This window comes from Paenibacillus sp. NPDC058367 (assembly GCF_042723305.1).
Taxonomy (GTDB): Bacteria; Bacillota; Bacilli; order Paenibacillales; family Paenibacillaceae; genus Paenibacillus_AQ.
This window is the reverse complement of the sequence record NZ_JBHXIZ010000003.1, coordinates 169,151-184,778: the sequence shown is the minus strand read 5'-3', so window position 1 is coordinate 184,778 and position 15,628 is coordinate 169,151. Positions and strand designations below refer to the sequence as shown.

At 44.5% G+C, this 15,628-nt stretch carries 15 protein-coding genes; all 15 read left to right on the top strand.

From position 1 onward, the window contains the following. Positions 1-32 precede the first annotated feature (32 nt). The 15 genes from prsW (at position 33) to spoIVA (ending at position 15,466) form a co-directional block, all read left to right on the top strand. On the top strand, positions 33-728 hold the full coding sequence (gene prsW / locus ACFWMP_RS17680) for a glutamic-type intramembrane protease PrsW (protein ID WP_042129603.1): 696 nt from the start codon (positions 33-35) through the stop codon (positions 726-728). Positions 729-1,088: 360 nt separating this feature from the next. After that, positions 1,089-2,447, top strand: coding sequence for a germination protein YpeB (gene ypeB, locus ACFWMP_RS17675; RefSeq protein ID WP_042190223.1), 1,359 nt, complete (start codon positions 1,089-1,091; stop codon positions 2,445-2,447). Positions 2,448-2,576: 129 nt separating this feature from the next. Beyond that, positions 2,577-3,230, top strand: coding sequence for a flagellar brake protein (locus tag ACFWMP_RS17670; protein WP_042190221.1), 654 nt, complete (start codon positions 2,577-2,579; stop codon positions 3,228-3,230). A 207-nt stretch (positions 3,231-3,437) separates the two neighbouring features. Continuing rightward, positions 3,438-4,148 (top strand): (d)CMP kinase, encoded by a 711-nt coding sequence (gene cmk / locus ACFWMP_RS17665; protein ID WP_231573321.1) that lies wholly within the window; start codon positions 3,438-3,440, stop codon positions 4,146-4,148. Then, the gene (locus ACFWMP_RS17660) at positions 4,145-4,732 is read left to right on the top strand and encodes a lysophospholipid acyltransferase family protein (RefSeq protein ID WP_042190219.1); all 588 of its coding nucleotides are present in this window, start codon (positions 4,145-4,147) and stop codon (positions 4,730-4,732) included. Before cmk ends, ACFWMP_RS17660 begins: the two co-directional genes overlap by 4 nt. 175 nt (positions 4,733-4,907) lie before the next feature. After that, a complete protein-coding gene (gene rpsA, locus ACFWMP_RS17655) occupies positions 4,908-6,227 on the top strand; it encodes a 30S ribosomal protein S1 (RefSeq protein ID WP_197071234.1) in 1,320 nt (439 codons plus the stop codon). Positions 6,228-6,397: 170 nt separating this feature from the next. Beyond that, entirely contained in the window at positions 6,398-7,723 is a 1,326-nt protein-coding gene (gene der / locus ACFWMP_RS17650; protein ID WP_042190218.1) for a ribosome biogenesis GTPase Der, read from the top strand. Positions 7,724-7,735: 12 nt separating this feature from the next. After that, a complete protein-coding gene (gene plsY, locus ACFWMP_RS17645; protein WP_042129592.1) occupies positions 7,736-8,353 on the top strand; it encodes a glycerol-3-phosphate 1-O-acyltransferase PlsY in 618 nt (205 codons plus the stop codon). Further along, positions 8,346-9,386, top strand: a complete 1,041-nt coding sequence (locus tag ACFWMP_RS17640; RefSeq protein ID WP_379424367.1) for an NAD(P)H-dependent glycerol-3-phosphate dehydrogenase — start codon at positions 8,346-8,348, stop codon at positions 9,384-9,386. The genes plsY and ACFWMP_RS17640 overlap by 8 nt, the downstream gene beginning before the upstream one ends. 66 nt (positions 9,387-9,452) lie before the next feature. Further along, positions 9,453-9,728 carry a stage VI sporulation protein F gene (locus ACFWMP_RS17635; protein WP_042190213.1) on the top strand — a complete coding sequence of 92 codons (276 nt, stop codon included), beginning with the start codon at positions 9,453-9,455 and terminating at the stop codon, positions 9,726-9,728. Between the two features lie 195 nt (positions 9,729-9,923). Then, a complete protein-coding gene (locus ACFWMP_RS17630; protein ID WP_042129589.1) occupies positions 9,924-10,103 on the top strand; it encodes a DUF2768 family protein in 180 nt (59 codons plus the stop codon). Positions 10,104-10,137: 34 nt separating this feature from the next. Next, positions 10,138-10,506, top strand: a complete 369-nt coding sequence (locus tag ACFWMP_RS17625; protein WP_042190210.1) for a 2Fe-2S iron-sulfur cluster-binding protein — start codon at positions 10,138-10,140, stop codon at positions 10,504-10,506. 30 nt (positions 10,507-10,536) lie between these two features. Next, positions 10,537-11,283: a hypothetical protein gene (locus ACFWMP_RS17620; RefSeq protein WP_379424366.1), complete on the top strand. Its 747-nt coding sequence runs from the start codon at positions 10,537-10,539 to the stop codon at positions 11,281-11,283. Between the two features lie 256 nt (positions 11,284-11,539). After that, positions 11,540-13,591 carry a serine hydrolase domain-containing protein gene (locus ACFWMP_RS17615; protein WP_379424365.1) on the top strand — a complete coding sequence of 684 codons (2,052 nt, stop codon included), beginning with the start codon at positions 11,540-11,542 and terminating at the stop codon, positions 13,589-13,591. A 396-nt stretch (positions 13,592-13,987) separates the two neighbouring features. Further along, entirely contained in the window at positions 13,988-15,466 is a 1,479-nt protein-coding gene (gene spoIVA, locus ACFWMP_RS17610; protein ID WP_042129583.1) for a stage IV sporulation protein A, read from the top strand. Positions 15,467-15,628: the final 162 nt, after the last annotated feature.

The window sequence follows — 15,628 nt, the reverse complement described above, 5'->3', positions numbered from 1 at the left end:
ATAAGGCGCTAGGGATATAGGGAGGTTATTCGGTGCTCGTGTTATCGGTTATTTCGTCGGCAGTAGCGCCGGGACTTGCTCTGCTGACCTTTTTTTATTTGAAAGATAAGTATGATCAAGAACCGCTTCATATCGTTATTAAGGTGTTCCTGCTAGGCCTTCTGATTGTATTCCCTGTTATGATCATTCAGAGAGGACTAATGCTGGGGCTGAATGGCGGTCCTTATGTGGAGTCTTTTCTCATATCCGCTGGCGTGGAAGAATGTCTAAAATGGTTTGTGCTTTACCATATGATTTACAATCACACCGAATTTGACGAGCCATATGATGGGATACTATACGCCGTAGCGATTTCGCTCGGCTTCGCAACAATAGAAAATATAATGTACGCTTGGTATAGCAATGCATCAATCGGTTCCATGTTCCTGAGAGCTCTGCTTCCGGTTTCTGGACACGCTATGTTTGGTGTAATCATGGGCTATCATTTAGGGAGAGCCAAGTTCTCAAAAGGAGCTAAAACAAAGGGGATTCTGTTAATCTCTATCTTGCTGCCATGGTTGTGGCATGGTATTTATGACTTTATTTTGAGTACGACAGCTAACTACTGGATATGGTTTATTGTTCCTCTGATGGCTATTCTATGGTACGGAGGGATGGGGAAAGTGGATAGGGCAAATAGCCGGTCCCCTTTCCGCTTTCTGAAACGAGAAGAAGAGGTTAACCTATAATCGAGATGGACACACTTATATTCAAAGGATTGTTCCTTAGCGGGAGATTCCAGAGAGGAGAGAGGTGTCTTTTTTTGCGTATAAAAGTCCGTATACTTTGCAAACAATGCGGTGAGACCTACATATTAAGAGGGATAAAAGAGCAGGGTGTGATTCAAACCGGCTTTAAGCAATGCCTTTGCAGTAATAGCAGTGGCTTTGAAATTGAAGAGAGAGCATAAGCGCTATGCTATGCAAATTTGGAGTGAAATCCCTCTATTCAAACACTTTAGTCATATTGTGTTACAGAAGGGTGCATAAGACTCCTAGTTTATTGTCAAACTAACGCCAATAAGCTATCGAAAGGAGTCTTGTAGCCCTATGTACAAAAGATTAAGTGCTGTAATGTTCCCGCTGACTGCGCTGCTGTTAATTGGTGCGCTCGTGTGGGGTTATCAGGAGAATCAGGAGAAGAATGCGATCCTAATTAAGGCGGAGAACCAATATCAGCGTGCCTTTCATGATTTGTCTTACCATGTGGAGCGTCTTCATGGAGAGCTGGGAAACACACTAGCTGTTAACTCCGCTTCTAACGGGATGCACCGCAAAGGACTTGTTAATGTGTGGCGGATGACCAGTGAGGCACAAAATGAAATTAATCAGTTGCCACTCACATTACTGCCATTTAGCAAAACGGAGGAGTTTCTGTCCAAAATCTCAAACTTTTCTTATAAAGCTGGGATTCGTGATTTCGCTAAGAAGCCTTTGACAGATGGTGAATTGAGCAATTTAAAAGCATTGTATAAGAGCTCTGGAGAAATCTCAAAAGATTTGCAAGATGTTCAGAATAAAGTGATTGGTAGCCGTTTGCGCTGGATGGATGTTGAAACGGCATTGGCTACAGAGAATAAGGCACAAGATAATTCGATTATTGACGGCTTTAAGTCGGTAGACAAACGTGTCGAAGGTTACCCTGACCTGGATTGGGGTCCTTCAGTTGCAAGCATTTACGATAAACGCTCTGTAAAAATGCTCGGAGGTACCCCTGTTTCAGTTGAAGATATCAAACGTAAAGCCATTAAGTTTGCTAATGCAGGCTCGAATGCTAAGGTAGACGTTAAAGAAAACGGCAAAAATACGAAGTGGCCTTCTTATACGGCTACAGTCAGTGGTTCGAATAATAAGCAGATTATCAGTATGGATTTCACCAAAAATGGTGGTTTACTGATCTCTTATTACGATAACCGTGAGATAGGACCTGCTAAAGTGACCCTAGAAGAAGCAGTTTCCAAGGCAGAGCAGTTTCTTAAGAAAAAAGGATATCCTCATATGACTGCGGTTAATGCTGACCGTTATGATAATATCGGGAATTTAACCTTTGTAACGAGCCAAAATGATGTTTTGATTTATCCTGAGAAAATGACGATCCGTATTGGACTTGATACTGGGACAGCGGTTGGATTTGAGGCTAGCGAATATGTCAATGAGCATAAGGACAATCGTAAAATTCCAAAGCCAAAGCTGACTCTGGCGGAAGCGAAGAAATTTCTGAATTCGGATTTCAATGAGAATTACCATCGCATGGCTTGGATTAAAAATGATGACTCCGTAGAAGTCTTGACTTACGAATTTGGCGGAGAGGTAAATGGTACTCAGTATCGTATTTATCTTAATGCGGACGACGGCATCGAAGAGTCCGTGGAAGAAATCAGGCCTTCTTCAGGGGCAGAACAAAAGTGAAAAAATAGGGCGCATCCATTATTTGGATGCGCCCTATTTTATTTTTAAAATTCAAATAATATTTATCTCATTGGGTGATATTCCCATGCTATAATCATTGTTAACTATACTGATTTGGCGGTGACATCTTTGTATCCTAAAATTAATGAATATCTATACATACAGGTTGCTTCCAGTGACGCTGCTGAAGCAGAAGTTGAATATAGATCGAGAATTGCAGAGACAGAGGACGACGCATTCCTGATTGAAATTCCTATGCAGGAGAGTGACGGTCGTCTGAAACGACTTTTTATGGGGGACGAGCTTTCGGTTTATTTTATTACTGAGGGTGGCATTAAAAATTACTTTAATACTCATGTTCTCGGGTTTAAAGAAGATGTAATTCGTATGGTCCGGATACAAAAACCAGAGGCGGATTCGATTTTCAAAATTCAGAGACGAAGCTTTTTTCGGGTGAATGCAGATCTTGAATTAGCTGTGAAGGATAGCTTTGGTAAAAGATTCCTTGTACGTACAGATGATATCGGCGGCGGAGGAACGTCTTTCTTGGTGGATCACCAAGTGAAGCTCGAGGTGGGAGCGAAATTATCCTGCTGGGTTCTAGTGCCTTATCGAAATGGTAGTATAGAGCATGTGGACTTTGAAGGTGAAGTGGTTCGGATTAAAAAGCTTGAAAACGGGCGCCAATTGGCCATGCTGAAATTTGTGGCTATTACGGATAATGAGCGTCAGAAAATAATACGTTACTGCTTTGAACGACAGTTTGATTTCCGCAACCGATAGGCATTTTTCTTAGCTCTATTAAGTGTTCTGATTTTGCACTGAAGTATAAACTGTGGTATAATTTTATAAGTCGCAGGCAATGCCTGCTTTTTTCTTGATAATATCATCAAGCATATCCATTTGTATGTGCTCCTTGATATTGCAGGAACGAACTTGACATCGCTAGATGCTTTTCTTATGAAAGAGTGTTTGAGGAGGAATGCCCCGTTGGATAGGCAGGGTACACATACTTACGACAGAATTAACGTCGCCATCGACGGACCTGCCGGGGCAGGCAAGAGTACTGTAGCCCGATTGGTAGCCCAGAAGTTGTCTTATATTTATGTCGATACAGGCGCAATGTACCGGGCAATCACCTGGTATATGATCCGAGAAGGCATAGAACCGGAAGATCAGAATCAAGTGAACCAGAAAGTTCACGATATGGTTATTGAGCTTATTCCGGAAAAAGACATCCAGAAGGTGCTGATTAATGGGGAAGACGTAACGCCGCATATTCGGAGTCTTCAGGTTAGCGGCCTTGTGTCGCAGTATTCGAAGATCGAAGGTGTAAGGTCCAGACTGAGTCATTTGCAGCGTCAGATGGCGCTTCGCAAAGGCGTTGTAATGGATGGCCGCGATATCGGTACGACCGTGCTGCCCGATGCCGAAGTAAAGATTTTTATGACGGCAAGTGTGGAAGAAAGAGCTCTCCGTCGTTATAAGGAATTGAGAGACGCGGAATCGGTGACGCTTCAGCAGCTTGAACATGATATTGCACAGCGGGATCGTCTGGATGAAGGACGGGAGATTTCACCGCTGCGACGTGCGGAAGATGCGATTCTTCTCGACACGACCTTTATGGATATCGATCAAGTCGTGGAGGCCATTGTATCCCATTGTAGATCTCATGTTGACGGGGAGAGAAATCATTTATGATTTATGTATTTTGCCGAGGATTGCTTCGCTTGATTTACGCAATTGTTTTCCCGCTTAAGATTGTGGGGGAAGAGAATGTGCCAAAGGAGGGCGGGGTGCTGCTCTGTGCCAACCATATTAGTTTGCTGGATCCGATGACTATCGGGATTAAGTTAGACCGTCAAGTAAAGTATATGGCTAAGGCAGAACTTTTTGAGGTTCCTGTGCTTGGCTGGCTCATTAACAAATTGGGTGCTTTTCCGGTCAAACGTGGTGGTGTAAGCAAAGAATCCATTAAAACGGCCCTTAACACACTTCGCGGTGGTAATGTCATGGGTATCTTCCCGGAGGGTACGCGTAACTCTGACGCCGGAGTTGCCAAGAAAGGTGCTGCAAGCTTTGCACTTCGAAGCGGTGCTGCAGTTGTTCCAGCCGCTATTGTCGGTGAGTACAAACCCTTTCGACGGATGGTTGTGGTCTATGGGGCTCCTATAGATCTCAGTCAATTTGCCGGTGCAGGAAGTGAATCTCTCGAGGCTGTTACCGATGTCATTATGGAACGCATCAATGAGATGAAGAAGTCGGGTATACCAACTGTTGGTTAAGGGATAAACGGAATCACAAATTTCGTCCTGTGCTATGATTAAATAACGGCATAGTCGCTATTTTTTGGAACATACTATCTTCAAGTGTAATTTGTAATACCAAGCAATGCTTGTTTTGAACTCTGCTATACGCAGGTTTAAATAAATGGGGTTTTGAATCGAGGAGGCTAATCACATGTCTGAAGAAATTAAAAATCAGGAAGCTACGGAGAGCAATGAAACCGTAGAAGCGGTGGAATCCGCTGTGACAGAAAATAACGGAGCTGTAGAAGTTGCTGCCGTTAACGAAGAAGAAGTGACTAACCAAGCTGACTTGGAAATCATTTCTCTGAAAAAAGGCGATACCGTGAAAGGAACAATCGTCAAAATTGAAGATAACCAAGCTTATGTAAGCATTGGATATAAATACGACGGTGTGATTCCGATTCGCGAATTGTCCGCAGTACAACTGGACAACGCTGCTGCAGCAGTAGAAGTTGGACAGGAAGTAGAATGTAAAGTTGTTAGCATCAACGACAACAAGGAAAGCCTTGTTCTTTCCAAACGTGCTGTTGATAGCGAAAAATCATGGGAAGATCTTGAGAAGTACTTTGCTTCCCAAGAAGCTTTCGAAGTTACTGTGGCTGACGTTGTTAAAGGCGGTCTAGTAGCTGATGTTGGAGCACGTGGATTTATCCCAGCTTCCATGGTTGAGCGTCACTTCGTTGAAGATTTCAGCGATTACAAAGGCCGTACCCTTCGCGTTAAAGTGAAAGAACTTGACCGTGAGAACAGCAAAGTAATCCTGTCCGCTAAAGAAGTTCTTGAAGAAGAGTTCGAAGCTAATAAGCTTAAAATTATGGCTGAACTGTCTGAAGGTCAAATCATTGAAGGTACTGTACAACGTCTGACCCAATTCGGCGCATTTGTTGATGTTGGCGGAGTTGACGGTCTTGTACACGTATCCGAAATCGCTTGGAATCACGTAGAGAAGCCTTCTGATGTAGTTTCTGAAGGTGATAAAGTACGTGTTAAAGTACTTAAGGTTGATCCTGAAAAAGGAAAAATCAGCCTGAGCATTAAAGCTGCTGCTCCAGGTCCTTGGGACTCTGCTGCTGGCGAAATCAACATCGGTGATGTTGTAACAGGCGTTGTAAAACGTCTTGTGAACTTCGGAGCATTCGTTGAATTGCTTCCAGGTGTGGAAGGTCTTGTGCACATTTCACAAATCTCCCACAAACACATTGCTACTCCACACGAAGTATTGAAAGAAGGACAAGAAGTACAAGTGAAAGTACTGGACTTCAATCCATCCGAGAAACGTGTTAGCCTGAGCATCAAAGAAACTGAAGAAGCTCCAGCACCTACTGCTAGACCTGAACGCAGCAACAGCAGAGACAGAGCTCCTAAAGAAGTTTTGAATAACCCTAACGTTTCTCTAAGCAACGAAGGCCTTAGCTTTACGCTTGCTGAACGTTTTGGTGACAAGTTGGACAAATTCAAAGGTAATAACTAATCCTGCTTTTTGAATATACGGGTAAAGTAATCGGCGAGCCCTCGATACGGGGGTTCGCCGATTCTCTTTTTTCAGTGACAGAAAGAATTTATTAAAGCTAACATGAGTGTTAGCCAATTTTAATGTTTTTTGCTATGATGAGTATCGTAAGGATGACAGGAGGAATGAATATGGCAAGACCCGTTGTGGCAATCGTTGGGAGGCCTAACGTCGGGAAATCGACGATTTTTAATCGGCTGATTGGCGATAGATTGGCCATTGTAGAAGATAAACCGGGGATTACACGTGACCGGATTTATGGTATTTCAGATTGGAACGGCAAGTCGTTCAGTGTGATTGATACCGGAGGTATTGAAATTGATGGAGATGACACGATTCTGAAATCAATCCGCGTTCAAGCGGAGCTGGCGATTGAAGAAGCGGATGTTATTGTATTTATGTGTGAGGCAAAGAGTGGTGTGACGAATTCAGATGAAGAGGTAGCTCAGATTCTGTTCCGTTCAGGTAAACCGATCGTTCTTGCCATCAATAAAGTGGATAATATGAAGCGTGCAGATGATATTTATGAGTTCTATAGCCTAGGTTTTGGAGATCCAATCGGAATTTCCGGTAGTCATGGTACAGGACTCGGTGACTTATTGGACGCTGTCGTAGAACGTCTGCCAGAGAAAATAGATGATGAATATGATGACGATGTCATTCGTGTAGCTTTGATTGGCCGTCCGAATGTAGGTAAATCCTCTTTGGTTAACGCAATTCTGGGTGAAGAACGCGTTATCGTTAGTGATATTGCGGGTACTACTCGCGATGCTATTGATACGCCTTTTGAACGTGATGGACAACGTTATGTGCTTATCGATACTGCAGGTATGCGCAAAAAAGGCAAGGTCTATGAGAACATTGAGAAATACAGTGTTATGCGTGCTATGCGTGCGATTGAACGGGCTGATGTGGTTCTCGTTGTAATTAACGGTGAAGAGGGCATCATCGACCAGGACAAGCATATCGCTGGTTATGCACATGAAGCTGGTAAAGCATCTATTTTTGTTGTGAACAAATGGGATGCCATTGAGAAAGACGACAAGACTATGCAGAACTTCGAGTCTAAGATTCGTGACCACTTCTTGTTTATGAGTTACGCACCGGTTGTCTTCTTGTCGGCTTTAACTAAACAGCGCCTGCAAAAATTGCTGCCAGTGGTGCAGCATGTATCTCAACAGCATGCACTACGCATTACTACGCATCTGGTGAACGATGTTGTATCGGATGCCATTGCGATTAACCCTCCTCCAACTGACAAAGGCCGTCGCTTACGTATTAACTACGTAACGCAGGTTGCGGTGAAGCCACCGACGATCGTGGTGTTCGTAAATGACCCATCGCTGATGCACTTCTCCTATGAACGTTACTTGGAGAATAAAATCCGCGCGGCGTTTAATTTCGAGGGAACGCCAATCCGTCTCTTTACACGGCGCAAATCCGAAAACGAAGGTTAGGGGAGAAGAAGTGTGGCGCTTGAACTTCTGGTTATCGTTGTAAGCTATTTGCTTGGTTCTGTCAGCTTTAGTGTGCTGTTCGCCAAGCTACTAAAGGGAATTGATATCCGTCAATATGGGAGCGGCAATGCGGGGGCTACCAATACACTGCGTGTACTGGGAAAAGGTCCTGCGATATCTGTGCTAGTGCTGGATGTACTGAAGGGTGTTGCCGCAGTTTGGTTAGGAACTTGGGTAGGCGGCTGGGGAACCTGGGTTGCTGCTCTTTGCGGAATCGCTGCCATTGTCGGACATAACTGGCCGCTTTACTTCCGTTTCCGTGGCGGAAAGGGCATCGCTACTACGATCGGTGTTATGGCCACACTGTGTTTATGGCCTGCACTGCTCGCTGGTGTTATCGCCATAGGATCTATCTTTATCACTCGTTACGTGTCACTTGGCTCGTTGATTTTTGTCGCGCTGACACCGGTTTTTCTATTATTGACAGGATTTACACAGCCTGTGCTCTGGACCAGTATTATCATTGCGGTTTTTGCCTTCTGGCGGCACCGGACGAACATTGTTAAGATTGTAGAGGGCCGTGAGAACAAGATAGGCTCAAAAGTAAAAGGAGGGAATCGTGTTGTCTGATAAAGTAACCGTACTAGTAGCGGGGAGCTGGGGAACTGCGCTGGCAAGTGTGCTGGCTGCGAATCACTCGGAAGTTTATCTGTGGACACGTAACTCTGATCAAGCTGCCGAGATCAATGGTTCTCATATCAATAATAAGTATTTACCGGGGATTTCTCTGCCCGCAAACATCATTGCAACCACCGATCTGGAGACCGCAGTTTCCGGTTCTAAAGCGGTTGTTATTGTAGCCCCATCTTCAGGTATGCGACAGGTTGCTCGCAGTCTGAAGCCGTTCTGGAAGGATGAAATGCTATGCGTTCATGCTACGAAGGGCTTTGAGACTGAAAGCAAGAAACGGATGTCCATAGTTATTGCTGAAGAACTCGGCTGTGACGAAGGTCAGATTGTCGTTCTCTCCGGACCGAGTCATGCAGAGGAAGTAGTGCGCCTGTGTCCTACTACAGTTGTTGTGGCTTCACCTGATGATAAGTGTACTGCTGAAGCACAGGAATTGTTCATAAACAATGATTTTCGTGTATATACGAACCGTGATCAGGTAGGAGTAGAGCTTGCCGGCGCACTAAAGAATATTATTGCACTCGGTGCAGGTTTATCCGATGGTCTAGGATTTGGGGATAATGCTAAGGCGGCGCTTCTGACACGTGGACTGGCCGAGATTTCTCGGGTGGGCGTCGAGCTTGGAGCGAATCCTTTGACCTTTGCAGGGCTTGCAGGTGTTGGCGATCTTGTAGTGACTGCTACGAGCCAGCACAGCCGTAACTGGCGTGCTGGCTTTATGCTCGGGCAAGGGAAACCACTGGATGAGGTACTGGAGTCGATGGGAATGGTTGTCGAAGGTATTCGTACCACGGAGGCAGCTTATGCCATTTCCATCAAGCTAGGAGTCCAAATGCCCATTACAGATCAAATTTATCATGTCCTATTTAAAGGTAGAAGTCCACGTAGTGCTGTTGAAGCTCTGATGGGCCGTGATCGTAAACCTGAGCTTGAGGCAATATCTCAGGAAACTTGGGAGCAGTGGCATTCCTGATCCTGTTCACCTTTTTCCGCAAATTCTCATATGTTGTATTGGGGATTGACGGAGGAGGGATGAAAAGTGAGCAGAGATTTTTCCAAGGATGCATTGAACGCCATTAACAAAAAGGCGGGCAAGAACATTACGGAAAGTGCCGTCAAAAAGCTAGCCAGTACGGTCAAACCAGGAACTACGCAGAATGAAGCCCAGCTCCGCCAGTTAATTAAGCAGGTGTCATCGATGGCGAAAGTGCCGGTCAGTGAAGCTACTGTGCAGGAAATTATTAATGCCGTCAAAAAAGGCGGCGCAGGTTCCGGCACAATGGAGTCTTTAATGAAAATGATGCTTAAAAAATAGCTTTAGGTTGGGTGAGCAAAGGATTCAGAATCCATGAGATTCTGTTATCTTTTGCTCTTTTTTTATTTATTGTAAAACTCTCTCAGCTAAAATATCTTAATAATAATATATAAAAAATGATGTTTTTTTACAGAATAGGATAAGGTCATGATATAATAATCCCTAATATATTACAGGCGAATGGGGGCTTTGACCTTGGATCCGATGACAAAAATGTGGTTGTCCCTGATTGCAATGCTGATTATGGGACTGTCTGTATTTCTAATAACTTTTGCTCGGAGCAAAACAAAGGGACTGCTTAAAGCACTGCTATCTATCCTTGCGTTTGTCATCATGTTAGTTGGCCTATTGGGCGGAGTTGTTTCGATTATGTAAGCAGTTACATAATGTTGAGGAAGGAAGTAACATCATGAAATCGCAAAATGGCGTCACCGTTATGTTTCAACCTGAAGGTCGTAAAGCTGTGGTGAATCGTGGTATCTCGGTACTGGAGGCAGCTCGTAAAGCCGGAGTGACGATTACCACTCGCTGTGGAGGCAAAGCAGGCTGTTTGATGTGCAAGGTTAAAATTGCGACTGAAGAGGCCACAGCGCTGAGACCGCCAGGGGATATTGAACGACGTAAGCTTGGAACTACGTTAGAAGAAGGAGTGCGTCTGGCTTGTCAGGCTGCCGTATGGAGCGATGTGACCGTTCAGGTGCCAGAAGATCCACTTAAGGCTGCTGTACGCCGTAAGCTTGAAGCTGCGCGGCGTGGGGAAGAAGATGAGCTGTGGTAGTGTTAGATTGTCACCGTGGGAGGGACTCGGTTGGAGTTTATACGAAGAAAGAAGAAGCTAAAGGCAGGAGCAAGACTTTTTCTGGTAGTGATGTCAATCGCTCTTACTCTTTCCGGATGTCTGTATCCTGGAGAAGAAAAGCGTGCCAGCGTTAATTATCGAGAAAGTGTTAAACGGATACAAGCAGCCGTTGATGATTTTCAACAAGAGGAAGGTGTGCTTCCGATCCTTAATGCGGATGAAGCTACTCCAAGATATGAGAAGTTCCGGATAGACCTAGACAAGCTGAACAATAAGGGATATTTGGATGATATTCCGGCTACGGCTTTTGAACAGGGCGGAAGCGCTTATTTTCTTATTTTGAATGAGGAAAGTGATCCAGTTGTTAAGGTGATGGACCTTGTTACCGTTCAAAAGGTGAATGATGTGCAGCGTCAGATTAATCGTTATAAATCAGCTCATGACGGCTCTTTGCCCGTACTGGATGAGCTATATCCTGGACTTTACACCATTGATCATAAGAAGGCAGGAACAAGCTCCATATCATTAACTAGCGTCTATTCCGGGCAGGTTCTTGATTTCATCATGGATAAGGCTGGAACGGTCTATGTAGATTATGTCTTTGATATTATAGCTGCCATCGAAAAGAATGGTGGGAAACATGACGAGAAAAAAGATTTGCGACTAGATCTGGAGGAAGCTTCCTATTACGTGCCCGTGAAGTCTTTGCCGTATCTATGGATTAACAATCAGCCTGTCCCGCAGTCTCCTAGTTGAAGTGGAAGTTAAAGCTTAAGAGCGTCTAAGCTTCGGTTATATCCGAAGGATTAGGCGTTTTTGTGTTGTTCAGATATTGCCTTAACAGAAGCTTAATTGTCTTACATAAATCGTAGATGGAATTAAGGTTCAGTTTAATGGCGCGTAAGACTGGATTGCTAGAATGAAGGTAAGAAAGGAGATTCAGTTCAGGCTAGAGATGAATCGTGAATAATTCATAATTGTTCAAAATTAGAAACAAAAGGATGTTGATGACATGAAAAAAAATATCATATGGACGCTTGCAGCGGCCTTAGCCCTGACCCCACTTATTCCTACAAGCGCGATGGCTTCCAGCAGCGTAGCTACGGTTTCTTCTAAGACGCTAGAGAAGCTCGCTGCTGAGAAAGCAACGCTTCTAACTGAACAATATGGGATAACCAGCGTACAGTATGCCTTGATCGACAATGGAGTGATCAAAGTATCGGGACAAACAGGAATTAACGACAAAGCAGGAAAAATCCCTTTAACGAAGGAAACAATCTATGGTATTGGCTCTACGAGCAAAATGTTTACGGCGTCAGCGGTCATGAAATTAGTTGATGAAGGCAAGATCAATCTCGATACTCCTGTCGTACAATATATTATGGATTTTAAAATGGAAGATGAACGTTATAAAAAGATTACCCCACGCATGTTGTTGAATCACTCATCCGGTTTGCAGGGTTCGAGTTTAACTAGTGCATTTCTATTTGATGATCCAGATACGTACGTACACGATACGCTGCTGGAGCACTTGTCTACACAGAAATTAAAGGCAGAACCGGGAGCTTTTTCAGTGTATTGCAATGATGGATTCACGCTCGCAGAAATTCTTGTAGAAAGAGTCAGTAACATGACATTTACTACATTCATTCATGACAATTTTGCTGTACCTTTGGGTATGAACCATACCATGACGCCACAAGACATGGTAGATTCAAGCAAATTTGCCGGCCTTTACTCTCCTGCATATGAGGGGCAGCTTCCAACGGAGACGACCAATGCGATTGGTACAGGCGGAGTCTACTCTACTGCGGAGGATTTGGTCCGATTCTCGCAAATCTTTACTGGGAAGCGAGCAGATGTACTCTCAACCAAATCAGTACAGGCCATGGAGCAAGAAGAGTATAGAAAGGGATTTTGGCCCAAAGACGGGGATAATTCTGCTGACTACGGACTTGGTTGGGATAGTGTGCGATTATTCCCTTTTAACGATTATGGTATAAAAGCTCTTGTTAAAGGAGGAGATACACAGATGTATCAATCCTCCCTCGTCGTGCTTCCTGTACAGAATATGGCTGCAGCAGTCATTACCTCGGGCGGGAGCTCCTCAATTAATCAACTGCTGGCAAGTGAACTGCTCCTTCAGGCGATGAAAGAGAAGGGCGCAATTACAGAAATCAAGCCAGATAAATCATTTGGCAAGCCAGTTAAGGCTGACATGCCAAAAGATCTTGTGAAATACGCAGGTTATTACAGTACTCTAGGCGATCAGTGGAAGGTAGCTATCAAAGACGGGGAACTCTTGTTATCAGGAATGACTGCTCCGGAACAAAAATTTATTTACACCACGGATGGAACTTTTGTTGATGAGGAAGGCAGCACAAAGGTTAATTTTGTAAAGGAAAGCAACGGACGGACTTATTTGTGGATGAGCCAGTATATTTCGGTTCCTGAATTAGGCCAGCTTGCGTATTCTGAATATAAGGCGGAGAAATTGGAAGTTGCAGCACTGAATAAACAAACCGCAGATGCATGGGCAAAAAGAGAAGGTAAGTTATACTATCCAGTCAGCGAGAAATTCAGTTCCATCACCTATATGAACATGATTAGTCCAACAATACAGACAAGTGAGGGTTATTTCAAAGGTATGAAGATAACAGGTCCAAATACGGCTGGGAGCCAGCACCAAATTCCTGGCATCGCGGGCCGAGATACATTTGATATTCTTTTCTATGCCAAAGAGGGCATAGAGTACTTTAATGCGGCTGGAACCTTGTATATGAGTGAGGACGGAGTGAAGCCGCTCTATAAAGGCAAATCGTCGATAGCTACGATACAAGCTGATGGTTATGCTAGATGGTTCAGTGTTCCCGAAACAGCGGCTGGAAAGAAAATGGTAGTTAAGATGCCAGCAAAAGGTGCTTTTATGGTATACGATGAAACGGGAGCCCTAGTGAATAACACGGTCATTAGTAGTAACAATGAGGTTGTACTACCTATTAAGGGCAATATTGTATTTGCCGGGAATGCCGGAGCTTCATTTGGTATTACGCTACTGAAATAGAGAGTATATACGCATATATGGATTGGGCCAGCTATTATAGCTGGCTATTTTGTTAGTTCTATCAATGAACCCTACCTCATATGATGGATGAGAAAGCTTCCGGGCGTCAGACGCCTTGCGGCGCGCGCAACTAATTTTTAGAAATTACATTGCAAAATGCGCGATTATGGGTCATAAATTCGTTCCGGATACATATGATGATACTAGTCCAAATGCATGTCCGAGCATTCGGAGTTTAGCGCGGGGCCAGTACGTCCCGGTCGAAAGCAGCTAGGCTTCGGGCGGGCATACGATAAGTCCGGTTGATGTCCTGCAAGGGTCAGATTACCGGCGGAACGCGAAGTCGATGCTCTTCAGGCATTTTTTCTTCGGAGTAATATGAGGAGGGGATCTCTTTTGGAAAAAGTGGATATTTTCAAGGACATTGCCGAGCGTACCGGCGGAGACATTTATCTTGGCGTCGTCGGCGCGGTTCGCACGGGGAAATCGACATTTATCAAGCGCTTCATGGAAACAATTGTCCTGCCTAACATCACGAATGAGGCAGATCGGGTAAGAGCTGTGGATGAGCTTCCGCAAAGCGCAGCAGGCAAAACAATTATGACCACTGAACCTAAGTTCGTGCCTAACAACGCAGTCCAAATCAAGGTTGCGGAAGGGCTTGAGGTTAACGTTCGACTGGTAGACTGTGTGGGTTACGCTGTAGAAGGCGCTAAAGGCTACGAGGATGAGAATGGACCACGAATGATCTCTACACCTTGGTTTGAGGAGCCAATTCCTTTTCAGGAAGCGGCAGAAATCGGGACCCGTAAGGTCATCCAGGAGCATTCAACGCTTGGTGTTGTAGTAACAACAGATGGTACGATTGCAGAAATTCCGCGGAACTCGTACGTGGACTCTGAAGAGCGCGTCATTGCAGAGCTGAAGGAAGTGGGTAAGCCATTTGTGCTTGTCATTAACTCCACTCGCCCACGCAGTGAGGAAGCACAGCAGCTCCGTAGCGAGCTAGCCATCAAATACGATATCCCTGTCATGACACTCAGCGCAGCAAACATGACCGAAGAGGATGTAACAGGTGTACTGCGTGAAGTATTGTACGAATTCCCTGTTCATGAAGTAAATGTGAACTTGCCAAGCTGGGTCATGGTGCTTGGAGAGAATCACTGGCTGCGTAGTAGCTATGAGAACTCCGTTCGCGATACGGTAAAAGACATTCGCCGCTTGCGGGATGTTGACCGGCTCGTATCTCAGTTCACAGAGTATGATTTTATCGATAAAGCAGGCCTAAGTGGTATGAACATGGGTCAGGGTGTAGCAGAGATCGATCTGTATGCCCCAGAAGAGCTGTATGATCAGGTTCTGATGGAGGTAGTAGGGGTTGAAATCCGCGGTAAAGATCACTTGCTCCAGCTGATGCAGGAATTCTCACACGCGAAAAGAGAGTACGACCGTTTCTCTGAAGCTTTAGAAATGGTCAAGACTACCGGTTATGGTATTGCTGCTCCTTCACTAGCTGAAATGGCGCTAGATGAACCAGAGCTGATTCGTCAAGGCTCTCGCTTTGGGGTTCGCTTAAAGGCCACCGCACCATCTATTCATATGATTCGTGTTGATGTTGAATCTGAGTTCTCACCAATCATTGGTACAGAGAAACAAAGTGAAGAGTTGGTCCGTTATTTGATGCAGGATTTCGAGAACGACCCAATTAAGATTTGGGAATCCGATATTTTTGGGCGCTCCTTGCATTCCATTGTGAGGGAAGGTATTCAAGGCAAGATCGCGATGATGCCGGATAATGCGCGCTACAAATTGCAAGAAACGCTTGGTCGGATCATCAATGAAGGCTCAGGCGGACTTATTGCAATTATTCTCTAACTTAAATTTAAGCAGATTGGAAGAGTGGGAGAGATCCCACTCTTTTTATGCGTAAAAATAACGAAACTTGATTCCTAGTTCCTATAATAACGGTGAATCTGACTCAATTTTTTTTCTGAAAAGAAGAATTAACCTGGTCTTATAGGTCTATAAAATTAGATG